General features: G+C 64.4%; 17 protein-coding genes, 1 tRNA gene and 1 pseudogene. 9 read left to right on the forward strand and 10 right to left on the reverse strand.

Translation table 11 applies throughout. The features are described 5' to 3' along the window. Positions 1-38 precede the first annotated feature (38 nt). The 6 genes from modB (at position 39) to RLDS_RS53545 (ending at position 5,789) form a co-directional block, all read left to right on the forward strand. A complete protein-coding gene (gene modB / locus RLDS_RS53525) occupies positions 39-743 on the forward strand; it encodes a molybdate ABC transporter permease subunit (protein ID WP_021228715.1) in 705 nt (234 codons plus the stop codon). Continuing rightward, positions 733-1,350 (forward strand): ATP-binding cassette domain-containing protein, encoded by a 618-nt coding sequence (locus tag RLDS_RS53530; RefSeq protein WP_021228716.1) that lies wholly within the window; start codon positions 733-735, stop codon positions 1,348-1,350. The genes modB and RLDS_RS53530 overlap by 11 nt, the downstream gene beginning before the upstream one ends. Before the next feature lie 79 nt (positions 1,351-1,429). Beyond that, positions 1,430-2,083 (forward strand): hypothetical protein, encoded by a 654-nt coding sequence (locus tag RLDS_RS53535; RefSeq protein ID WP_021228717.1) that lies wholly within the window; start codon positions 1,430-1,432, stop codon positions 2,081-2,083. Between the two features lie 161 nt (positions 2,084-2,244). Then, positions 2,245-3,315: a dTDP-glucose 4,6-dehydratase gene (rfbB, locus tag RLDS_RS53540; RefSeq protein WP_021228718.1), complete on the forward strand. Its 1,071-nt coding sequence runs from the start codon at positions 2,245-2,247 to the stop codon at positions 3,313-3,315. A gap of 35 nt (positions 3,316-3,350) precedes the next feature. Beyond that, complete coding sequence (locus RLDS_RS0129185; RefSeq protein WP_152528147.1) at positions 3,351-5,609, forward strand: glycosyltransferase; 2,259 nt, start codon at positions 3,351-3,353, stop codon at positions 5,607-5,609. A gap of 106 nt (positions 5,610-5,715) precedes the next feature. Further along, positions 5,716-5,789: transfer RNA gene (locus RLDS_RS53545), tRNA-Gln, on the forward strand. A gap of 91 nt (positions 5,790-5,880) precedes the next feature. Here the strand turns inward: RLDS_RS53545 and RLDS_RS53550 are convergent. From RLDS_RS53550 to RLDS_RS53590, 9 genes are all read right to left on the reverse strand, one after another. Next, positions 5,881-6,180 carry a HigA family addiction module antitoxin gene (locus RLDS_RS53550; RefSeq protein WP_021228719.1) on the reverse strand — a complete coding sequence of 100 codons (300 nt, stop codon included), beginning with the start codon at positions 6,178-6,180 and terminating at the stop codon, positions 5,881-5,883. Next, positions 6,180-6,467 carry a type II toxin-antitoxin system RelE/ParE family toxin gene (locus RLDS_RS53555; RefSeq protein ID WP_021228720.1) on the reverse strand — a complete coding sequence of 96 codons (288 nt, stop codon included), beginning with the start codon at positions 6,465-6,467 and terminating at the stop codon, positions 6,180-6,182. The genes RLDS_RS53550 and RLDS_RS53555 overlap by 1 nt, the downstream gene beginning before the upstream one ends. 76 nt (positions 6,468-6,543) lie before the next feature. After that, on the reverse strand, positions 6,544-7,827 hold the full coding sequence (locus tag RLDS_RS53560; RefSeq protein ID WP_021228721.1) for a capsule biosynthesis protein: 1,284 nt from the start codon (positions 7,825-7,827) through the stop codon (positions 6,544-6,546). Beyond that, complete coding sequence (locus tag RLDS_RS53565; RefSeq protein ID WP_021228722.1) at positions 7,820-9,469, reverse strand: capsular polysaccharide export protein, LipB/KpsS family; 1,650 nt, start codon at positions 9,467-9,469, stop codon at positions 7,820-7,822. The genes RLDS_RS53560 and RLDS_RS53565 overlap by 8 nt, the downstream gene beginning before the upstream one ends. Before the next feature lie 68 nt (positions 9,470-9,537). Next, entirely contained in the window at positions 9,538-10,833 is a 1,296-nt protein-coding gene (locus tag RLDS_RS53570) for a glycosyltransferase family 4 protein (RefSeq protein WP_021228723.1), read from the reverse strand. 45 nt (positions 10,834-10,878) lie between these two features. Then, complete coding sequence (locus RLDS_RS53575) at positions 10,879-11,319, reverse strand: HIT family protein (RefSeq protein ID WP_021228724.1); 441 nt, start codon at positions 11,317-11,319, stop codon at positions 10,879-10,881. 9 nt (positions 11,320-11,328) lie between these two features. Beyond that, positions 11,329-11,964 (reverse strand): CoA transferase subunit B, encoded by a 636-nt coding sequence (locus RLDS_RS53580; protein ID WP_031299255.1) that lies wholly within the window; start codon positions 11,962-11,964, stop codon positions 11,329-11,331. Between the two features lie 2 nt (positions 11,965-11,966). After that, positions 11,967-12,815 (reverse strand): HAD family acid phosphatase, encoded by an 849-nt coding sequence (locus tag RLDS_RS53585; protein ID WP_021228726.1) that lies wholly within the window; start codon positions 12,813-12,815, stop codon positions 11,967-11,969. Between the two features lie 104 nt (positions 12,816-12,919). Then, on the reverse strand, positions 12,920-13,630 hold the full coding sequence (locus tag RLDS_RS53590; RefSeq protein ID WP_021228727.1) for a CoA transferase subunit A: 711 nt from the start codon (positions 13,628-13,630) through the stop codon (positions 12,920-12,922). An 87-nt stretch (positions 13,631-13,717) separates the two neighbouring features. Between RLDS_RS53590 and RLDS_RS53595 the strand changes: the two genes are divergently transcribed. Continuing rightward, positions 13,718-14,587 carry a LysR family transcriptional regulator gene (locus RLDS_RS53595; RefSeq protein ID WP_021228728.1) on the forward strand — a complete coding sequence of 290 codons (870 nt, stop codon included), beginning with the start codon at positions 13,718-13,720 and terminating at the stop codon, positions 14,585-14,587. On the opposite strand, the gene thiS is transcribed toward RLDS_RS53595, so the two are convergent. After that, positions 14,584-15,579 (reverse strand): sulfur carrier protein ThiS, encoded by a 996-nt coding sequence (gene thiS, locus RLDS_RS53600; protein WP_021228729.1) that lies wholly within the window; start codon positions 15,577-15,579, stop codon positions 14,584-14,586. The genes RLDS_RS53595 and thiS overlap by 4 nt on opposite strands. Before the next feature lie 116 nt (positions 15,580-15,695). On the opposite strand from thiS, the gene aroQ reads away from it, so the two are divergent. Beyond that, entirely contained in the window at positions 15,696-16,136 is a 441-nt protein-coding gene (aroQ, locus tag RLDS_RS53605) for a type II 3-dehydroquinate dehydratase (RefSeq protein ID WP_021228730.1), read from the forward strand. 83 nt (positions 16,137-16,219) lie between these two features. After that, positions 16,220-16,347: pseudogene (locus RLDS_RS0129190) on the forward strand (acetyl-CoA carboxylase biotin carboxyl carrier protein); the annotation flags it as partial.

Consider the following 16,347-nt stretch of genomic DNA (forward strand, 5'->3'; position numbering starts at 1 on the left):
TGCTTGACGCGCGGACCGCAATCGCCCAGGCACCGGCGATGGATTTCTCCCTGTCACCGCAGGACTGGACGGTCATCGGCCTGTCGTTAAAGGTCAGCCTGGTCGCGGTCGCAACCATGTTGCCCATCGCCTTTGCCTTGGCCTGGATTTTGGCGCGCTGGCGCTTTCCCGGCAAATTGCTGCTCGACGCGCTGGTGCATCTGCCGCTGGTCGTGCCGCCGGTCGTCACTGGCTGGCTGCTATTGCTCCTGTTCGGCATCAACGGCCCGATCGGCAGCCGGCTCGACCAGTGGTTCGGCGTCACCTTGCTGTTTCGCTGGACCGGTGCCGCGCTTGCCGCGGCGATCATGGCGATGCCGCTGATGGTGCGCGCGATGCGCCTGTCGATCGAATCGGTCGACCTCCGGCTGGAACAGGCGGCGCAGACGCTGGGCGCTTCGCCGCTGCGCCGCTTCCTGTCCATTTCGCTGCCGCTATCCTTGCCGGGCATCTTTGCCGGCGCGATGCTGGGCTTTGCTCGTTCGATCGGGGAATTCGGCGCGACCATCACCTTCGTGTCCGACATTCCCGGGGAAACCCGCACCTTGCCCATCGCCATCTATGCCGCGCTTCAGGTGCCGGGCGCCGAAGCCGCCGTCAGCCGCTTCGCCATCATTTCGGTACTGCTGTCTTTGGGCGCGCTGCTGATCTCCGAAATTCTCGCCCGCCGCGCGACGCGAGGGCGCATGTCCTATGTCCTTTGACCTGCGCCTGCGCCGGCGCCTGGGCGGCCGGACCATCGCGCTCGACTGTGTCGCAGACGCGCGACTCATTGCGCTGATCGGACCGTCGGGCGTTGGCAAGACCAGCATCCTCAACATGGTCGCTGGCCTGCTGCGCCCTGATGAAGGCCATGTCCGCATTGGCGGCGACACCCTGTTCGACAGCGCGAGCGGCATCGACCGACCGGCGGAGGATCGTCACGCCGGCTATCTGTTCCAGGACCTGCGCCTTTTTCCGCATATGCGCGTGGATCGTAACCTTCGCTATGGTCGCCGGCCAGACGGCGCACTGTCGGAGGATGACGTGCTGGCCTTTCTGGGCATCGGCCACCTTCTCCATCGCATGCCGTCCACCCTGTCGGGCGGTGAAGCGCAGCGCGTCGCCATCGGCCGCGCGCTGCTGTCCGCTCCCCGCTTCCTGCTGATGGACGAACCGCTTTCCGGCGTCGATCGCGCCCGGCGCGAGGAGATATTGCGGCTGATCGAGCGCGTGCGGGACGAACTGCGCCTGCCGATCCTCTACGTCACCCATGACCTCCACGAAGCCGAGCGGCTGGCCGATCGCATCGTCGAAATGCCCGACGGATAGGCTCGCTGGCGCAGAAACTCCGTGACAACGGCGCTTCGGGACGCCATCAGGATCGCGTTTTGACCGGATATATCCCCTCGTGACCGACACGGACGATAGCAACGCGGCTTCGACGCAAGCGGCGCTTGCCGCCCGTATGGACGCGATCGAGGCCCGAATGGCGGACACCAGCAGCCAGCTCGATCAGGTGCAGCATCTGGTGGAGCTGGTTCTTGCCGAAACGCTCGCCCGCCGGCTCGACAATGCGGCTGAGGCCGACCCGGCGCACATATGGTCGGCGGCCGGCTTTCCCGTGCTGCCGCGAAACACGCCGGTGCAGTTCCGCTCGGACACGCGCGAGGGGGAGCCGGATCCGGAAGTCTATCTCGCCAGCGGATGGCATAAGCGCGAGCCTTGGGGCGTATGGGGCAGCGACGCTGTCCACGCCCTGCGCTTCGCCCTTGATCGCTGGCAAGGCGGCTATGTCACGGTCAGCCTGTCCTTATTCTGCTTCCTTGCTGATGGCATGGAACGCCCGCATGTCGACATCAGCGCGAACGGATATTTTCTGGGATCGCATCGTCTGGATGCCAAGCCCCGCATCATCCGGCTGCGTCTTCCCCCCTCCTGCATCGGCGATGGCGATATACTATTGCAGTTCCAGCATGAGGCACCCGTCAGTCCGGTAACGCACGGTATTGCAGTCGATCCGCGCGTGCTGGGGGTCGGCCTTGTCATGCTGTCGGCTGGCTAGAACGCAAAAAGACTAGCCTGTTGCGCAGTATCGCGATTGCGAAAAGCGCGACTTTGCGGCAAGTGCGAAGTCCGGTCGACATATAAATGCCGCTTGGACGAAGCGGGTCTTCATATCCATCCGCCGCGCGCGGATCACCGAGGGAGCAAGAGAGTAGGCGCATGGCCAATCTGATCATCACCGGGGGCGCAGGCTTCATCGGCGCGAATTTCGTCCGTCACTGGCGCAAGGTATCGCCCAATGACGGCATCGTCGTGCTCGATGCCCTCACCTATGCGGGCAATCCCGCCAACATCGCCGACGTGCCGGACGTGTCGCTGGTCGAAGGGGATATTTGCGACACCGCGCTCGTTTCGCAACTGATCGCCGATCATGACGTCGACACCATCGTCCACTTCGCCGCCGAAAGCCATGTCGACCGCTCGATCACCGGTCCCGACGCTTTCGTCACCACAAATGTCATCGGCACTCACAGCCTGTTGAAAGCCGCCAAGGCGGCCTGGCTCGACAAGGGTACGGGCCGGCCGCACCGCTTCCACCATGTGTCGACCGACGAAGTCTATGGCACGCTGGAACTGGATGATCCCGCGTTCAGCGAAACCACGCCTTACGCCCCCAATTCGCCCTATTCCGCGTCGAAGGCAGGGTCGGACCATCTGGTGCGCGCCTATCACCACACCTATGGCCTGGAAACGACGACCAGCAATTGCTCGAACAATTATGGTCCCTACCAGTTTCCCGAAAAGCTGATCCCGCTGTTCACGCTCAACGCGCTGTCGGGCAAGAATCTGCCCATCTATGGCGATGGCATGAACATCCGCGACTGGCTGCATGTCGAGGATCATTGCATCGGCATCGAACTCATCCTGCGCAAGGGCCGGATCGGCGAAACCTATAATGTCGGCGGCGGGCAGGAACTGCCCAATATCGAGGTCATCAAGGAAATCTGCCGCGGCGTCGATGAAGCCTTTGCGCGCAATCCCGCGCTCGCGTCGGTATTCCCTGACGCGCCGGCCGCCCATGGTCGTCCGTCCGCCGAACTCATGACCTATGTGCAGGACCGCAAGGGCCATGACCGCCGCTATGCGATCGACGAGACCAAGATCCGCAGCGAACTGGGCTATGAACCCTCGCGCGACTTCCCGCAGGGCTTTGCCGATACGCTCAACTGGTTCCTCGACAATCAGGACTGGTGGCGTCCGCTGGTCGCGCGGGCCGCGCTGGCCGGCTGATCCTTCATCGCCAGGCAGGCCGCGCAGGACCATCGATGACGCTCGATATCATTCTTCCCATTTATCGAAACGTCGACATGGTCCGGGCCTGCCTGGACTCGCTCGTCCAGAACCTGGACGAGATACGCGATCACAATCCCCGCCTGATCGCGATCAACGATTCGCCCGATGACGAGGCGGTCGACGCCTATCTGCGCCAATGTCAGGCCGACGGCCTGATCGACGTCCATATCCGCAATCCCGAAAATCTCGGCTTCGTGCGCAGCGTCAATCAGGGGCTGGCGATGGCGCGGCGGGATGGGCATGCGGCCCTGCTCGTCAACAGCGACACGCTGACCTATCCGGGCACCCTGTCGGAAATGCTGGCCGTGCTGGAGGCCGATCCGCAAATCGGCTTCGTCTGCCCACGCTCGAACAATGCCGCGCTGGCGACCTTCCCGCCCGCGCCGCATAATCTTTCGGGCATCGCGACCACGCCGGAAATCTGCCACATCGCCTGGGAATCGGTGCATCGCCACCTCCCCCGCTACAGCTTCGCGGCGACCGCCGTCGGCTTCTATCTGCTCATTTCCGCGCAGGTCGTCGCCAATTTCGGCTATCTCGATGAAGATTTCGGCGTCGGCTACGAGGAGGAAAATGACCTCGTCATGCGCGCGGGCAAGGTGGGCTTTCGCGCCGTGCTCGCCAATCACGCCTTTGCCTATCATGCCGGTTCGGCGTCCTTCAAGCTGCACGACATCGACTATAAGGGCCAGCAGCAGGCCAATCTGCGTATGATCGACGCGCGCCATCCCGAATTTCTGCCCCTGGTCTGGGCGCATGAAGCATCGGCTGAATATCGCGCGATCGCGCAGATGGCGAACCTGGTGCCCACGGTCGACGGCCGGCTCAAGATCGCCCTCAACCTGCTGAGCGTCGGCCATCATCACAATGGCACCAACGAACTCATCATGAACTTCATCCGCTGGTTCGATCGCCAGCCGCCCGGCGGGTTCGAACTGCACATCATCTGCAAGCGGTCCGTCGCGGAATTTCACGGCATCGACCGGCTGGATCAGGTCCGGCTGCGCACCGATGTGACGCCGGGCTACGCCGTGTCGATCTTCTTCGGCCAGCCCTTCGACCTCGACCAGATCAGCGTCATGGAACATCTGGCCCCGGTCAATATCTATGGCATGCTCGACGTCATCGCGCTCGACTGCGGCAATCTGCGCGCGGACAATGACGTGCAGATGCTCTGGTCCTATGTCGCCCGCAACGCCAACGGGCTCTTCTTCATCAGCGATTTTTCCGAAGAGACATTCCGGCATCGCTTCCCCCGCCGGTTCGGCGCGCAGGTCCATACCCGCCTGCTGCCCACCCGCCCCTCGGCCTATGCCGCGCGCTATGACGGGCTGGAGCTGCGCCGCGACCATGTGCTGGTTCTGGGCAATCATTTCGCGCACAAGGCTTCAGGCGCATCCGCCCGCATCCTGGGCGAAGCCATCCCCAGCCTGTCTGTCCTCGTCATGGGCAAGGGCGGCGACGACATGCCGTCCAACGTGCGACAGCTTCACGCCGGCGTCATTCCCGACGTCGAAATGAACGAGATTTTCGCCTCCAGCAGCGTCATCATCCTCCCCTCTTATTGTGAGGGCTTTGGCCTGTCGGTAATGCACGCGCTGGCGCTCGGCAAGCCCGTGGTGGCCCGCGACATCCCCGCCACGCGCGAAATCCTTGCGACCTTCTGCGCGGTGGAGGGCGTCTTCCTCTATTTCAAGGACAGCGACCTGCCCGACGCGGTTCGCCAAGCCGTGCAATGCGGGCAATCGCGCGTGGTGGAAAAGGACGGGCAGGATTGGGACGACTGGTCGCGCGGCCTGTTCGATTTCGCCACCGGCCTGCTCGACCGGCCCGATATTTGCGACCAGCTGATCAGCCGAATCGAGGATGGCGACATGCTCCGCCGCCATGTCGCGAGCAAAAGCGAGACGGCGCAGTCAGGCGCAAGCGGCGGGCCGGTCGCCCTCAACCTGGCGCCGGCCGCGACGGTTGACCTGCCCGCCATCCTCGCGCTCGACGGCGACGCCTTTATCGAGGCCTTCTATATCCAGATCCTGGGCCGTCGCGCCGATCCGGCCGGACTGGATCATCATCGCGCCCTCATCGCCAACGGCATAACCAAGGAAGACATGCTGCGCGCCATCATGGACTCGCCCGAGTTCAAGGACCGCCGCGCGACCATCACCGTTCTCGGCGCCGACCGGCTCGACAAGAAGGCGAAAAAGCGTCGCAAGCTGCTCTCTCTGGGCTGACGTCGCCGCGATTCAACGCGCCTGCACCGCGTCAAACAAAGCACTTGACCACCCGCCTGCCGCCGCCTATCTGCGGCCTCCCGAGCGGGACACCGCTTACGATCGTTGCCCGATCGTCTAAAGGTAAGACTACGGACTCTGACTCCGTCAATCGAGGTTCGAATCCTCGTCGGGCATCCACCCCCCCTAGGCATTTTCCGATCAAACCGCAGGGTACTGCGTTGTCCGTGCCGTGCTGCAAATGTGATGCATGCCTCGCCAAAGCCATTGGCTATACCGAAACCAGGCTCCGCACCGCCAAATCAGCTTCATGTTCGCGCGCCTTGCCCAGATCATAACGGGCCTGCATCCGCATCAGCGTCTCGGCCTTCACGCCAAAGGCATGTTCAAAGCGGATAGCCATATCCGCGGACAGCGCCGCCCGCCCGTTCAACAGCGAACTGATCGACTGACGACTGACGCCAAATGCCTCGGCCAGATCGTTGATGGAAACGCCATGGGCCTGCACGATTTCCGTCTTCAGCCAATCACCGGGATGGATCGCAAACGAGGGATGAATCCTGATAGCCATCAGTGATAATCCTCCAAGTCTATGTTTATGAGGGCGCCCTGTTCATTCATTGAAAAAGTTAGCCGCCAGTTTCGGGTCACGGTCATTGCCCATGTTCCCGTGCGGTCGCCGGTCAGTGGGTGGAGGCCGTAATTTGGTGGAGTGGAAAGTTCATCCAGCGTGTCGGCATCAATGATGAAGGTCATCATCCTGAACAGCCGATCCACCACGTCACCGGGCAGCCCCTCGGCTCGACCGGTTTCGACAAACCGCCGCAAAGCCTTGTGGCGGATGCTCCCAATCTCCATCCATGGAAGGTATCACTTTACATAGTCATGTCAAGCGACGCTTTACATGTAGCGGTCATTAGCCCGTGCCTAGCCCCTACGCTGCGCTTCCATGCACGACATCCATGCCGCGCCGCCGGCGCCGCGCGGGGCGGGTCAGGGGCAGGACCTCAGACGGGTCCTTTTCCAGCCGCTCGACCGCATTGTCGACCAGCATCTGCAGGCCTTCCTCGCTCAGCAGCCCGCCCCGGATCAGGCAGCGATCCTCCAGCACGCGGCGGAACGCGGAATAGAGCGTCATGTCGGGCCGGCGCGGCGCACCCCAGAAACTGTCCAGGCTGGTATGATGCACGATGCCGGGCACCTTGTAGACCGCATGGCCCAGCACCACGACCGGCTTGGCGCCGTTGAGCGCCAGCGTGCCCACCGTGCTGTTCACCGTCACGACGCCCAGCGACGTTTGCACGACCTGCGCAATATCCCAGTCGGAAAGATAATGAACCCGATCGCCGACACCGTAATGGACCGCCAGCTTGCGCGTCAGCCGCTCCCAGCCCACCAGCCCCGGATCGAGCGGATGGCGTTTCACCAGCAACGCGACGCCTGATGGCGCATGTTGGGCAAAGCTCTTGATGACGAACCGCAAGGCTGCGCGCATGTCGCCAAAGGGCGAATGGACGCGGATCTGATAGTCGGAATTGAGCTGCAACGGCAGGGTGAAATAGGGTTGGTCCTTGATGGCTTCCCATGTCGCGGCGGATCGTTCGGCCTCCCGCTTGGCCATCAGCAGCTTCCAGCACCAGGCGACCGATTCCAGGATGAAACTGTGCGGCCGGTGCGTGCGATAATAAGGGAAATAGGGCCGCATCAGCGCCGACGACAGGCCATTGCGCATCGTGTTGCGCGCCCGCGCCTGGAATGTGGAGGGCACCGGCGGCAGCGGTTCGGCCCGTTCGGGCAGGCCGGCGGCCTGATCGAGATACCATTGCGGATCGAGCGGCAGCGTTGAATTGCCGTTCACGCCATCATCCTGCAAGGTCAGGAAGTCGGGCCGGATATAGCCTTCCTCCATGCAGTGCACCCGCAATCCGCGCAGCCGCGCCATGCCATGGGCCGACGTGTGATAAGGGCGGCAATCGCCGTAGAGGATAAGGTCGGTAACGCCGTGGTTAACGATAAAATCGTCGAAGAAGAGCGGCCAGTTGCGGAAGGTGCCGCGATAGTCCGCCGCTTCCCCCGGCCAGTCGACCTTGTCGCCACCATTGATATTGATGCGCAAGGCGCGATGTCCCCGCGCCCGCAAGGCGTCGGCCAGCATCGCGAAATAGGGTCCGTGCGGTCCCTGCAGGAAGAGAAAGGTCTTAACCTGCGGATCAGCCATGAAAACACTCTGCGGCCAAAGTCATAAATCTGCGCAACTTCCCCTGCATGGCCCGCACCCTGATAAGCCAAGTGACAGGCGGCGTCGACCCATTGGCTAAACGCTCCACCATCACTTCAGGCCCACAGGGCAATCCGGTCATCGGATCGAGATAGCGGGGATAGAGAATGAGAGCGGCAGCGACAAGCGCATCGACGGTGAGCTGTCGCCCGCGCCGGGGGCTTGGCTCTGCCAGATCGCGCGTCAGGCCCCAGCCGGCATAGAAGGGCATGCCGTGAACAGTCACCGCGCATCCCCGGATCAGCGCCTCGAACCCGGTGAGCGAGGAAAGCACATGCACCGCATCGACGGCCTGCACCAGGTCCATCAGCGACCCGCCGCTGTCGATCGCATCCGCATGGGCCAGCGCCACGGCATCGGTCAGATGCCCTTTGCGATGGCCCGCCTGCACATCGGGATGGGGGCGATAGAGGATGAAGGCATCGGGTTCGGCGCGCCGCACGCGCTTCAAAAAATCGAGATTGCCCGCCACCCCCGCGCCGCCCAGCCGCACCGACAGGTCATCGTCCACCTGGCCGACCGCCAGCACCGTGCGCCGCCCCTGTGGCAAGGCGGGAAAATCACCGCCCTGCGCCCCATATTTGGTGACGCCCGACGCGCAGATGCGCGCCCGCAGCCGCGCCGCACGCTCGACAAGCGCGAGCGGAAAGTCGTGGGTTGCGAGCAGTGTTTCCAAATCGTTGGCCTGGAGCGCATTATAATAAATGCCGCTGCGATCGACGACCACGGAGCCGGGTGGATAAAGCGCCGCCCCCAGGCCCCGCGAGCGCAGAAAACCATCCTCCACGCGCGCGATCGGCACGCCATCGGCCTCTGCCCGCGCGACGATGGCGGCGGGCACGCGCGAAGGCCAGACCGCCAGCGCGCCGCCCTCCCGCCGCGCCTTGCTCAGCCCCTTGCGGGCCGACAGGAAAGGCGGCGACCGCTTCCCGTCCCACAAAAAGGCCTGGATCGCCTCGCGCTTCCAGAAAGCCATGCCGCTCGCCGCCGACAGGCCGCGATTGCCGTCCAGATGCCGTCGCCAGTCGGCCAATTGGGCGATCGCCTGCGTGACATCGCTCGCAGCGCCGGAAAACGGGTCGCGATATTGCGCCGCGGTCAATCGGGCGCGCAGCAAAGCGCGCAGCCGCGCTGGCTCCACCGCCACCCCGTCCGCTCCGATCACCGGCACGCCCAGCAGCCCGGCGATCAGCGACCAGTCATCCTGCGCATCGGCATGGACCGCCTGCGCGCCTTCGATCAGATGCCATGGGTCGCAGTCGGCCGGGAGCATGCGTCCCGCCACCTGGGCCGCGCCCTTGCCGGGCAACAGGCCGATCTGATCCGGCTCCAGCTGAGCAAAAATCCGCGTGTCGATCGGCGTGCCTACCCGCACCAGCCGCCGCACCGGATCAGGCCGCGCCCCCCAGAAGCAACCGCCCACACGCGCGGCGCGAATCTGGTCCAGCGCCGTGTCGGCCAGGCTATGCGCGGCCCGTCCATCGGCAGGCGCGGCAACGGCGGCGACCGCCGGGTCGACACCGGGAAAGGGCGGGGATCGCAGAAACGGGGTCATGCGCGGTGACAGGCCGGGATCGGCCATCCGTCCCATATCAGTCCCACAGCGCCCCGCATCGTCATACTCCCCCTTGGGCAGCGCCAGCGCAAAGGTCAAGGAACAGAGGCTGTTACTTCTTCGATCAGGTCGGTCACTATGTCGAAATAGTCACGCCATGTCGGCGCGCGCCAGACGCTGATGCGCGCCTGCTGCGCCGCGCGCTCGGGCGAATCTGCCTGCGCATAAGCGCAGATCGCCCGCATCCAGCCCAGCCCGTCCAACGGATCGAGATAATCCGGCGCATCGCCACCCACTTCGCGATGAGCGATGATGTCGCTGCAAATGACCGGCACACCCGCCGCCAGAGCCTCGACCACGGGCATGCCGAAACCCTCGGCAAAGGATGGCATCAGCATCGCGCGGGCATTGGCGACCAGCGCCTGCATCCGGTTGTCGGACACTTCGCCCGCCTCGATCACATGGCCGCGCAAAATGTCGGCGCGTTCCAATATGTCGATGACATTCTCATTTTCCCAGCCGCGCCGGCCGACCAGCACCAGCACCGGCGCGGCGTCGCCCATGTCCTCCACCAGTCGCCGCCAGATGGTGAGCAGCAGCAGATGGTTCTTTCGCGGCTCGATCGTCGAAATATAGACGAAATAGGGTCGCTTGGGCAGCGACTCGTCGCGCGCGCCGAATATGTCCGGGGCGTCCGCGCCGAAATGCGCGACCCGCACCACCCGGCCGTCCAGCCCGGCGCCCAGATGCGGCGCCAGCGCGTCGATCGTCGCCTGGCTGTTGCCGATAATGCCGGTGGCATAGCGGTCGATCGTGCGCACGCGCCGACGATGCTCCTCGGCTCCCTGCGGCCGGGCATATTCAGGATGGCTCAAGGGGATGACGTCATGCACCAGCGTCACCAGCCGGGCGCCCTCCGCGCGCAAGATCGCACCCACCTGGCCCGCATCGTCCAGATGGTGCGGCGACACCTGCAAATAGAGGCGCGGCCCCTTCGCCTTGGGCACCGGGCGCGGCCGTGTCGCGAACATATGGCGGATAACCGCGGCCTTGCCCTCGCCGCCCGCGTCGCTGCGGGCATTGCGCCACTTGGCCGCGGTGAAGGCCAGGAACTGGCGCACCGCCGCATTGCTCAGCCGCCCATAATAGCCGCCGGCGGGATGCACCGCGGCAAAGGACAGGCGGTGGGGCATCCGCTCCAGCAATTCGCGGGCATAGACATATTCGACCCGGTCGATCCCGGTCGGCGCGGGATGGAAGGCGCGCGACAGCAATCGCGACACGTCCAGCACCACTTCGCTGTCGCCGCGCGCGCCATCGAAGCGCGGGCTGGCCCGCTTGGTGCGCAGCGCCAGCCGCGCGCCGGGGGCATTGAAGGGACGCAGCGCCATCAGCTCAGCGTCCGCCGTTCGGATCAGACAGGCAGGCGACCGGCATCAGAATTGCGCGCGTATCTCTTGCGCCAGCGCTTCGAGCGCTTCGGGATCGGCCTTGCCACCCGCGCCATGGGCGGCGAACCCCTTGGGGTCGCCCTCCCAGCGCGGCAGGATGTGGACATGCAGGTGAAAAATGGTCTGCCCGGCCGGCGCGCCGTTGAACTGGGCGATCTGGATGCCGTCGGGGTTCAGCGCCTTGCGAATGGCGGTAGCGACCTTCTTCGTCGTCGCCATCACCTCTGCCAGCGCCTCGTCCTCCATGTCCAGCAGGTTGCGCGCCTTCGACCATTTGGAAATGACCAGCGCATGGCCCCGCGTCTGCGGCATGATGTCCAGGAAAGACAGCGTGTCCGCATCCTCATACAGCGTGGTCGACGGTATCTTGCCCTGCAAAATCAGGGCAAAGATATTGGCGTCGTCATAGGTGCCGTCGAGGCTCATGGATTGCCCTTAGCTGATATAATGGGCGCTCGTCTTAGCAGCGACTTCCTCCGCCGTCACGCCCGGCGCCAGTTCAATGAGCTTGAACGGGCTGTCATGATCGGGCCGCTGGAACACCGCCAGGTCGGTGACGATCATGTCGACGACATTGGTGCCGGTCAGCGGCAGGGTGCAGGCCGGGATGAACTTGGGATCGCCATTCTTGGACGTGTGCTCCATCACGACGATGATCTTCTTGACGCCCGCGACCAGGTCCATCGCGCCGCCCATGCCCTTGATCATCTTGCCGGGGATCATCCAGTTGGCGATGTCGCCATTTTCCGCGACCTCCATCGCGCCCAGCACGGTAAGGTCGATATGCCCGCCCCGGATCATCGCGAAACTGTCGGCGCTGGAAAAATAGACCGACTGCGGCAGCTCGCTGATCGTCTGCTTGCCCGCATTGATCAGGTCCGCGTCCTCCTCGCCCTCGAACGGGAAGGGGCCGATGCCCAGCATCCCGTTTTCCGACTGGAGCGTCACTTCCACGCCCGCAGGGATATGATTCGCCACCAGCGTCGGAATACCGATGCCAAGGTTCACGTAGAAACCGTCCTTGAGTTCCTTCGCCGCGCGCGCGGCCATCTCGTCACGAGTCCAGGGCATCATTACTCTCCCTTGGCGGGCGGCGCCCACCTCTTGTCCATCGGAAATATGTCGTCGAACCCGCCTTTGAGGCCGCTGCCATAGACGGGATTGGGCATGACGAACCAGCCATTGCCCCACATGCCGGCGATCGGCAGAGTCATGGTCGCGGCACGGCGCGTGGGCACGGACTGCCCCGCATTGAACAGGTCGGAAAAATCGCCCAGCTGGTCGCCGCCCATGGCGATAACGCAATAGCTGGCGGCGATCGTCGCGCGGCGGCCATCCTTGCGCGATCCCATGGCGTCGTCACCGCTCAGATACAGCGTCTGGCCGTGCACCGCCTCGCCCAGGCCGGCCGCGCGGATCGCCCGCGCGGTGGCATCGGCATTGGCGGCCGACCGGTTGGTGTTGAAGATCACGGTCACGCCCATCTTGCGCAGCGCGGCCAGCACATGGTCCGCGCCCGGAACCGGCTCGACCGCGCCCTCCCCGGTCTTTTCCCACGCATCCCAGTCGGCGGCGTTGTAGCCCTTGCCGCTGGTCGCATCATGATATTCATAACCGATGTTGAGCATCACCGTTTCGTCGACGTCGAATACCGCCGCCAGTGGCTTGTCGCCGCAGGGCACGAATGTGGGCGCGTCCAGACTCGCGCCCTGCGACAGCACCACGCTGTCGGCCGGGCGCGCCTTCATCTTGCTCGCGACATAGCCCAGCAGCCCATGCCAGGCCTGCACCGACAGCGCCGCGCCCTCGCCCGACCCGTAGAGATATTGCATTCCCGCGGGCGGATTGGCGGCTGCTGCGGCAACGGGCGCGGGAGGCGCGCTGGTCGTGCTCGCGCAGGCCGCCAGCGGCGCCAGCAGCACTATCGTGCTCCTGCGAAGGCAGGAGCCCAGAGCGCCAAGGCGCGTCGCTGGACCCTGGGCTCCTGCCTTCGCAGCAGCACGGACAGCAGCCGTCTCGCGAAACATCACGCCGCTTCCCGCTGCCTCACGGTGCGGAACTCGATCTTCTTGTCATAGGGCGCGCCCACGATCATGCGCTTGACGTAGATGCCGGGCAGATGGATCGCGTCGGGGTCCAGGCTGCCGGTCGGCACCACTTCCTCGACCTCCGCGATGCAGATTTTCGCGGCCGTCGCCATGGGCTGGTTGAAGTTGCGCGCGGTCTTGCGGAACATGAGGTTGCCGCTCTCGTCGGCCTTCCACCCCTTGATGATCGCGATGTCGGCGAAGATGCCACGCTCCAATATATAGTCCTGGCCGTCGAAATTCTTGACTTCCTTGCCCTCGGCCACCTGCGTGCCGACGCCGGTCTTGGTGTAGAAGCCGGGAATCCCAGCGCCGCCGGCGCGGCAGCGTTCGGCCAGCGTCCCCTGCGGGCAGAATTCGACCTCCAACTCGCCGGCCAGAAACTGCCGCTCGAATTCCTTATTCTCCCCGACATAGGAGGAGATCATCTTCTTGACCTGACGCGTCCGCAGCAGCTTGCCCAGCCCTTCGCCGTCGATGCCGGCATTGTTGGACGCGATGGTCAGATCCTTGACCCCGGAATCGCGGATGGCGTCGATCAGCCGTTCGGGGATGCCACACAGGCCAAAACCGCCCGCGCAAATCTGCATCCCGTCGAACAGCAATCCGTCCAGCGCAGCCGCAGCATCGGGGTAGAGCTTCTTCACCATGGGCGCTTTCTCCTAAATTGTGACCCAGGGTCTAGGCGGCCGGAAGGATCAATACCAATGATTTGTTTTTTCCGATAAGCCAAAATAATGGCTATCAATCGCATCGCTTTCTATCATCTCGAAACGCTGTTGTGGATCGCGCGGCTGGGCACATTCGCGGCGGCTGCGGCGCGGCTCAACACGACGCAGCCCGCCATTTCCGCGCGCGTGCGCGAACTGGAAAGCCATCTGGGCACCGCCCTCTTCCGCCGCGAAGGGCGCGCCATGGCGCTGACGCCAGCGGGCCGCGAACTGGTGCGCGAAAGCGAACCGCTCTGGGCGCGGTTCCAGACCGTGCTCACCGGATGCAGCGACATTGGCGGCGCGCGCGGTGTCGTGCGGGTGGGATCGGGGGAGATCGCGGCGGCCATCTGCCTGCCCGACTTCGTCACCGCGCTGGGCCTCGACCTGCCCAATGTCACGCTGGAAATCGACATCGCGCTGACCGTCGACCTGATCCAGCAACTGGCGTCGGGGCAGGCCGACATGATCTTCGGCGCGGGTCCGGTCGCCCACCCCTTGTTACGCTCGACCCCGATCGGCGGCGTCGACCTGCTCTGGCTCGCCAGCCCCGCCATCGCCAGCGCGCCGCCGCCGCGCCCGCCGGTCTGGTCGCTCTCCAGCGCCTCACCGCTCTATCACATCGTCAAGGATGCGCTGGCCCGCTCCCCGCTGGCCGCCAGCCCGGTCAACCTGTGCAACAATGTGCGCACGATGATTGATATCGTCACGCGCGGCGGCGGCGTCGGCGCCTTTCCCGAAGCGATGGTGCGCGCCCATCTGGACAGTGGCCGGCTCGCCAGACTGCCCGACATGCCGCCCCTGCCGCAAATCGCCTTTCACGTCGCCGTGCGCGCGGCCGAAAGCGATCCGCTGGTCCTCGCCATCTTCGGCCGGGCGAGCGACCTGCGGCTCTAGATGAGGCCGGCGAGCGGGCTGGACGGGTCGGCATACATCCGCTTGCCCATACGCCCTGCGCGGTAGGCCATGCGCCCGGCCTCGACCCCCGCCTTCATCGCGGCGGCCATCAGCACCGGGTCCCTGGCCTCGGCAATGGCGGTGTTCATGAGGACGCCGGTGCAGCCCAGCTCCATCGCCTGCGCGGCTTCCGAAGCGGTGCCCACGCCCGCATCGACCAACACGGGCAGCTTGGTGCCCTCCACGATCAGCCGGATCGTCACCTTGTTCTGGATGCCAAGGCCGCTGCCGATCGGCGCGCCCAGCGGCATGATAGCGACCGCGCCCGCATCCTCCAGCCGCTTGGCCGCAATGGGATCATCGACGCAATAGACCATCGGCTTGAAGCCTTCCTTGGCCAGCACTTCGGTCGCGCGCAGCGTTTCGACCATGTCCGGGTAAAGCGTGCGTGCCTCGCCCAGCACCTCCAGCTTGACGAGGTCCCATCCCCCCGCCTCCCGCGCCAGGCGCAGGGTGCGGATCGCTTCCTCGCCGGTGAAGCAGCCCGCCGTATTGGGCAGATAGGTGATCTTCTTGGGGTCGATATAATCGGTCAGCATCGGCGCCTTGGGGTCGCTCACATTCACGCGCCGCACCGCCACCGTGACGATCTGCGCGCCCGACGCCGCGACCGCCGCCGCATTCTGTTCGAAATTCTTATATTTGCCCGTCCCCACGATCAGGCGCGAGGTGAAGGCCTTGCCCGCGACCGACCAGCCATCCTCGCCCGCGCCATCGCCGCCGCCGACAAAATGGACAATCTCCAATTCATCGCCATCCTCGACCGTCACGTCCTTCAGCGTCGATCGCGGCACCACCTCCAGATTGCGCTCCACCGCCACCTTTTCGGGCGTGAAGCCCAGTTCGCTCGCCAGTTCAGCCAGGGTCAGCCCCTCGCGAACGCGGCGATGTTCGCCATTGATGCGGATGGAAATGGTGCCGTCTATGCTCACTATGCTGTCCCGATTGGCAAAGTGTCTCGACGCGGCGAGACTGGAAGGGCTATGGATTGCCCCGCATATAGGGGCGGCCCTGCCTCCGCCGCAACATCTGAAACAGGGGACCGGACGTGGCCGACGCACGCAAAATCTATGTGCTCAATGGACCCAATCTCAACATGCTCGGCACGCGCGAGCCGGAAATCTACGGCTATGACACGCTCGACGACATTGCCGAGCGCATGGAGGACGCGGCCAATCGCGCCCATGTGGAAATCGACTTCCGCCAGTCCAATCATGAAGGCCATCTGGTCGACTGGTTGCAGGAAGCCCATGCGGAAGGGGCGCATGCCGTCATCATCAATCCCGGCGCCTATACCCACACGTCCATCGCCCTGCATGACGCGATCAAGGGCATCAGCGTGCCGGTCATCGAAATTCACCTGTCCAACCCCCATGCGCGCGAACCCTTCCGCCACAAAAGCTATGTCGGCATGGCGGCGAAGGGCACGATCGCGGGCTTTGGCCCCATGTCCTACATGCTGGCGCTGGAAGCCGCGCTGGAATTATGATCCGACGCACGAAAGTTGCGCTTTGCCGGAAATACGCATAGGCGCTGGCGCCAGAAACCATATCAACCTGCCAGGGATTTTACATGACCGATAAACAGGAAAAGGGCGCAATGCAGGTCGACGTTCAGCTGGTGCGGGACCTTGCCGCCCTGCTCGATGACACCAACCTCACCGAAATCGAGGTGGAGGATGGCGACCGCAAGATCCGCGT

The sequence above is a fragment of the Sphingobium lactosutens DS20 genome (assembly GCF_000445105.1).
GTDB lineage: Bacteria > Pseudomonadota > Alphaproteobacteria > Sphingomonadales > Sphingomonadaceae > Sphingobium > Sphingobium lactosutens.

Bases quoted from the DNA above. Each gene is read 5' to 3' on its own strand.
- RLDS_RS53590 (WP_021228727.1), bottom strand. From the start codon at position 13,630: ATGGTGAAGAAGCTCTACCCCGATGCTGCGGCTGCGCTGGACGGATTG.
- RLDS_RS53575 (WP_021228724.1), bottom strand. From the start codon at position 11,319: ATGAGCCTCGACGGCACCTATGACGACGCCAATATCTTTGCCCTGATT.
- rfbB (WP_021228718.1), top strand. From the start codon at position 2,245: ATGGCCAATCTGATCATCACCGGGGGCGCAGGCTTCATCGGCGCGAAT.
- RLDS_RS0129185 (WP_152528147.1), top strand. From the start codon at position 3,351: ATGACGCTCGATATCATTCTTCCCATTTATCGAAACGTCGACATGGTC.
- modB (WP_021228715.1), top strand. From the start codon at position 39: ATGGATTTCTCCCTGTCACCGCAGGACTGGACGGTCATCGGCCTGTCG.
- RLDS_RS53595 (WP_021228728.1), top strand. From the start codon at position 13,718: ATGGCTATCAATCGCATCGCTTTCTATCATCTCGAAACGCTGTTGTGG.
- RLDS_RS53555 (WP_021228720.1), bottom strand. From the start codon at position 6,467: ATGGAGATTGGGAGCATCCGCCACAAGGCTTTGCGGCGGTTTGTCGAA.
- RLDS_RS53570 (WP_021228723.1), bottom strand. From the start codon at position 10,833: ATGGCGCTGCGTCCCTTCAATGCCCCCGGCGCGCGGCTGGCGCTGCGC.
- RLDS_RS53565 (WP_021228722.1), bottom strand. From the start codon at position 9,469: ATGGCCGATCCCGGCCTGTCACCGCGCATGACCCCGTTTCTGCGATCC.
- RLDS_RS53530 (WP_021228716.1), top strand. From the start codon at position 733: ATGTCCTTTGACCTGCGCCTGCGCCGGCGCCTGGGCGGCCGGACCATC.
- RLDS_RS53550 (WP_021228719.1), bottom strand. From the start codon at position 6,180: ATGGCTATCAGGATTCATCCCTCGTTTGCGATCCATCCCGGTGATTGG.
- RLDS_RS53560 (WP_021228721.1), bottom strand. From the start codon at position 7,827: ATGGCTGATCCGCAGGTTAAGACCTTTCTCTTCCTGCAGGGACCGCAC.
- RLDS_RS53580 (WP_031299255.1), bottom strand. From the start codon at position 11,964: ATGCCCTGGACTCGTGACGAGATGGCCGCGCGCGCGGCGAAGGAACTC.